The following is a 4,852-nucleotide window of genomic DNA, read 5'->3' on the forward strand; positions in this document are numbered from 1 at the left end:
CGGCTACCCGCCCCCCGCCCGCCGCAGCTCCTGCTCCAGGTCCTCCAGGGCCAGGCCCTTGGTCTCCGGGGCGTACCGGCGGCAGAAGAGCAGCGAGAGGACGCACATCGCGGCGAAGAGCCAGAACGTGGCGCCGGCGCCGGCCGCGTCGAGCAGGACCGGGAAGCCCAGCGCGACACCGAAGTTGACCAGCCACATCACGAACACCGCGGCGCCCATGGCCAGTCCGCGGACGGTCAGCGGGAACATCTCGGCGAGCAGCAGCCACACCCCGGTGTTCAGGGTCGCCTGCATGAAGCCCATGTAGAGCACCATCAGGGCGAGCACCAGATAGCTGACGCCGGGGGAGTGCGGCAGGTGGAAGGCCGCGCCCAGCACCACCAGGGACACCGCCATCCCCGTCAGCCCCCACTGGAGCAGCGGGCGCCGGCCCACCCGGTCGATCAGCGACATCCCGACCCCGGTGGCGAGCACCGAGACCGCGCCGACCGCGATGGTGGCGGTGATCGCGGCGTCGGTGCCCAGTCCGGTGGTGGCCAGGATCTTGGGGGCGAAGTAGATGACCGCGTTGACCCCGGTGATCTGCTGGACGACCGCCAGCCCGATACCGACCAGCAGCAGCCGCCGCACCCAGGGGCGCCGCAGGTCCCGCCAGGCGCCGCGCCGGGCGGTGTCCTCCAGGGCGCGGGCGCGGGCTATCCGGGACAGCTCGCCGGGCACGTCGCCGGCCGGCAGGGTGCGGCGCAGCACCGCGGCGGCCTCGTCGGGCCGGCCCCGGCCGACGTACCAGCGGGGCGTGTCGGGCAGGAACAGGACGCCCAGGAAGAGCGCCACCGCGGGCAGCGCGGCCAGCCCCAGCATCCAGCGCCAGGCCGCCCAGTGGGCCAGGACGGCGTTGACGAGGTACGCCAGCAGCTGGCCGCTGACGATCATCAGGGAGTTGAACGAGACCAGCCGGCCCCGGAGGTGCGGCGGCGCGATCTCGGAGAGGTACAGCGGGGTGATGACCGAGGCGCTGCCGACCGCGAGGCCGAGGACGAAGCGGGCGGCGGTCATCACGGGCACGGTCGGCGCCAGCGCGACCCCCACCGCCCCGGCGGTGAACACCGCGCCCGCCCACAGCAGCGACGCGCGCCGCCCCAGCGCGTCCGCCATCCGGCCGCCGGCCAGCGACCCGAAGGCCGCGCCGATCAGCAGGGCGCTGGTGATGACGCCCTCCCCCAGGGAGGAGAGCCCGAAGTGCCGCTCCATGAAGGGCAGCGCGCCGGACACCACCCCGGTGTCGTAGCCGAACAGGGCGCCCCCGAGGGCGGCGATCGCCGCGATGGCCACGATGAAGCGGCGGGCGCCGCGGTCGGTGGCGGCCGGCGGGGCGGGCGCGGGGCACAGGCCCCCGGGGGCGGCGGTGGACGGCCCGTTCACCGGTACAGCTCCGGCCGGTCGATCAGCTCGACGGCGACCCGCTCCCCGGTGGCCTGGGCCCGCACCCCGGCCTCGCAGACCGCGGCCGCCGCGTAGCCGTCCCAGCAGCTGGGGCCCTCGACCTCGCCGCGCCGGGTGGCGTCCACCCAGCGCTGCACCTGCCGGTCGTAGGCGTCCGCGAAGCGCTCCACGAAGCCGGGCGGGATGGTGCCGCCCCAGTGGCCGGCGGTGTTGGTGAAGACCCCGTGGTCGTCGCCGGTCCGGGCGGTCCCGTTCTCGCAGACCGCCTCGCAGCTGACCTGGTAGCCGAAGCCGCAGTTGACGAAGAGTTCGGTGTCGGTGACCCGGCCGCCGGCGGTCTCGAAGAGGATCAGCTGCGGGTCGCCGAGCCCGGCGGGCGCGTTGCCGGTGGGGGCCGGGCGCAGCACCCGGACGGCGGTGATCTCGTCGTCCAGCAGCCAGCGGGTGACATCGATCTCGTGTACCGCCGAGTCGTTGATCATCATCGCGTCGGTGAAGCCGGGCGGGGTGTCGGCGTTGCGGTGCTTGTGGTGCAGCATCAGCGGGCGGCCGTACGCGCCGTTGTCCAGCAGGGACTTCAGGGCGCGGTAGCCGGCGTCGTAGCGGCGCATGAAGCCCACCTGGACGCGCCGGTGGCCCAGCTGCTGCTCGGCCTCCAGGACGCGCAGCGCGGACGCGGCGTCCGGGGTCAGCGGCTTCTCGCACAGCACCGGCAGATCGCGGGCGAACGCGGCGAGCAGCGCCGCCTCGTGGGCCGGGCCCGGTGAGGCGATCAGCACGGCGTCCACCGCCGGGTCGTCCATGGCGGCGACCGGGTCGGTGTACGCGGTGGCGCCCTCGATGCGGTCGGCGAGCCGGCCGGCCCGTACGGGGTCGAGGTCGGCCACCGCCGCCACCCGGGCCCCGCTGATCACCTCGTCCAGCCGCCGTACGTGGTCGGCGCCCATCCGCCCGGTGCCGATCACCGCCACGCCCAGCGTCCCGCCCGCGTCCTTGGAAGAACCCATCTCGCGCCTCTCGTCCATCGCGCCGCTCGCTTTCCGTCGGCCCGTCGTGTCCCGCGCGCCCGCAGGCGCCGCCGTCCCCCTCATGCCCCGCAGGACCGCAGGAAGCGGCGGGTCCGGCGGGCGATGGGGAGCGGCTGGTCCGGCGGGCACGGGTACATGTCCTGCTCCACGATGGCGAACAGGTCGGTGCCCAGCTCCTGGGCGGCCTCCAGGACCGGCGGCAATTCCGGGACGCCCAGCGGCGGTTCGCACATCACGCCCTGCCGGACGGCCGGGCCGAACGGGGTCCCGTTGGCGAGCACGTCGCGCAGGATGTCCGGGTCGACCTGCTTGAGGTGGAGGTAGCCGATCCGCTCGCCGTAGGTGCGGATCAGTTTGACGCTGTCGCCGCCGCAGTAGGCGTAGTGGCCGGTGTCCAGGCAGAGGTTGACCAGGCCGGAGTCGGTGACGTGGAGGAAGCGCTCGACGTGCTCCTCGGTGTCCAGGTGGGTGTCGGCGTGCGGGTGGACGGCGATCTCCAGGCCGAACTCGTCGCGGACCCGCTTGCCCAGCCGCTCCATGCCGGTGGTCAGGTGCTTCCACTGCTCGGGGGTCAGCTCGGGCGGTTCGATGATCTCGGCGGTCTTGTCGTCCCGCCAGAAGGACGGGATGACGACGAGGTGCGAGGCGTCCATCGCGCGGGCGAGCGTGGCGACTTCGGTGACGTGCGCCCAGGTCTTGTCCCAGACGGACGGGCCGTGGTGCAGCGAGGTGAAGACCGTGCCGGCGGACACCTTCAGGCCGCGGCGGGCGGTCTCGTCCCGGAGGACGGCGGGGTCGGTGGGCAGGTAGCCGTGCGGGCCGAGTTCGATCCACTCGTAGCCGGCCTCGGCGACCTCGTCCAGGAAGCGGTGCCAGGGGACCTGCTGGTCGTCGTCGGGGAACCACACGCCCCAGGAGTCGGGGGCGGAGCCGACGCGGAGGCGGTCCAGGACGGGCGAGGCGGCAGGGGTTGCGGACATGCTGCGGCTCTCCTCTCGCCGGTCGGCGGTGACCGGGAGGCGCTGGGTCGGTTGTGGGGCACAGCCTCTCGGCCGCCCCGGGGAGTGTCAAGACTTCGTCCTGACATAAGGACTTAAGGACGTGAGGGGTGTTCAGGTCCGTGTCCAGGTCTGACCGGGTCCGCCGGATCATGTCGTGAGGTTGACGTCATAATGTAAGGACAAAGTGTTGACAGGGTTTGCGACGGGGCGTTAGACCTGTGGCCTGTGACCTGAGCGGGAGCCGGCCGGGAGCCGGCTTCCGGCGATCCGCCGCGCCGGCCCGGAAGGGGCGTCTATGACCGAGCCGTACGACCTGATCACCATGGGGCGCATCGGGGTGGACCTCTACCCGTTGCAGACGGGGGTGCCGCTCGCCCAGGTGGAGACGTTCGGGAAGTTCCTCGGCGGCTCCGCCACCAACGTCGCGGTGGCCGGGGCCCGATTGGGCCGCCGCACCGCCGTCATCAGCCGGACCGGCCGGGACCCGTTCGGGGAGTACGTCCACCAGGCGCTGCGCGGCTTCGGGGTGGACGACCGGTGGGTGACCCCGGTGCCGGACCTGCCGACCCCGGTGACGTTCTGCGAGATCTTCCCGCCGGACGACTTCCCGCTCTACTTCTACCGCCGCCCCAAGGCCCCCGACCTGGTCATCCACCCGGAAGAACTGGACCTGGCGGCGATCCGCGCGGCCCGGATCTTCTGGGTCACCGGTACGGGGCTGTGCGAGGAGCCCAGCCGCGCCGCCACGCTGGCCGCGCTGGAGGCCCGGGGCCGCCGGGGCACCACCGTCTTCGACCTGGACTGGCGGCCGATGTTCTGGGGCGGGGCGGGCGGCGCCTCCGGGGCCGGCGCGGCCGCCGGCGAGGAGGCGCGGGCCGCCGCCCGCCCGTACTACGAAGCCGCGCTGGCGCACGCCACCGTGGCGGTCGGCAACGTGGACGAGGCCGAGGTCGCCACCGGCCACCGGGACCCGATGGCCTGCGCCCGGGCCCTGCTGGACCGGGGCGTGGAGCTGGCCGTCGTCAAACAGGGGCCGAAGGGGGTGCTCGCCGTCCACCGGGACGGGCGCACCGCCGAGGTCCCGCCCACCCCCGTCGAGGTCGTCAACGGGCTCGGCGCCGGGGACGCGTTCGGCGGCGCGCTGTGCCACGGGCTGCTGGCGGGCTGGGAGTTGGCGGCGGTGATGCGGTACGCGAACGCCGCCGGCGCGATCGTCGCGTCCCGGCTGGCGTGCTCGTCCGCGATGCCGACGGCGGAGGAGGTCGGGGAATTCCTGGCGGCGCGGGGCGGGGCGCGGGGCGAGGCGGCGGAGCCGGGCCGGGAACCGGCCCCGGAGCCGGGCGGGTGAGGGTCCCGCCCCGCCCCGGGAGCGCCCCGCCC

Annotated in this window: 4 protein-coding genes; 1 reads left to right on the top strand and 3 read right to left on the bottom strand. The window is 74.4% G+C overall.

The features are described 5' to 3' along the window. Nucleotides 1-3 precede the first annotated feature (3 nt). The 3 genes from ADL22_RS10390 to ADL22_RS10400 form a co-directional block, all read right to left on the bottom strand. The gene (locus ADL22_RS10390) at nucleotides 4-1,422 is read right to left on the bottom strand and encodes a sugar porter family MFS transporter (protein ID WP_079064005.1); all 1,419 of its coding nucleotides are present in this window, start codon (nucleotides 1,420-1,422) and stop codon (nucleotides 4-6) included. After that, the gene (locus tag ADL22_RS10395; RefSeq protein ID WP_234430630.1) at nucleotides 1,419-2,450 is read right to left on the bottom strand and encodes a Gfo/Idh/MocA family protein; all 1,032 of its coding nucleotides are present in this window, start codon (nucleotides 2,448-2,450) and stop codon (nucleotides 1,419-1,421) included. Before ADL22_RS10395 ends, ADL22_RS10390 begins: the two co-directional genes overlap by 4 nt. An 80-nt stretch (nucleotides 2,451-2,530) precedes the next feature. Next, nucleotides 2,531-3,451 carry a sugar phosphate isomerase/epimerase family protein gene (locus ADL22_RS10400; RefSeq protein ID WP_066976078.1) on the bottom strand — a complete coding sequence of 307 codons (921 nt, stop codon included), beginning with the start codon at nucleotides 3,449-3,451 and terminating at the stop codon, nucleotides 2,531-2,533. Nucleotides 3,452-3,767: 316 nt separating this feature from the next. On the opposite strand from ADL22_RS10400, the gene iolC reads away from it, so the two are divergent. Continuing rightward, nucleotides 3,768-4,820, top strand: a complete 1,053-nt coding sequence (gene iolC / locus ADL22_RS10405) for a 5-dehydro-2-deoxygluconokinase (RefSeq protein WP_066976080.1) — start codon at nucleotides 3,768-3,770, stop codon at nucleotides 4,818-4,820. Nucleotides 4,821-4,852 lie beyond the last annotated feature (32 nt).

Source organism: Streptomyces sp. NRRL F-4489 (assembly GCF_001509485.1).
Lineage (GTDB): Bacteria > Actinomycetota > Actinomycetes > Streptomycetales > Streptomycetaceae > Streptomyces.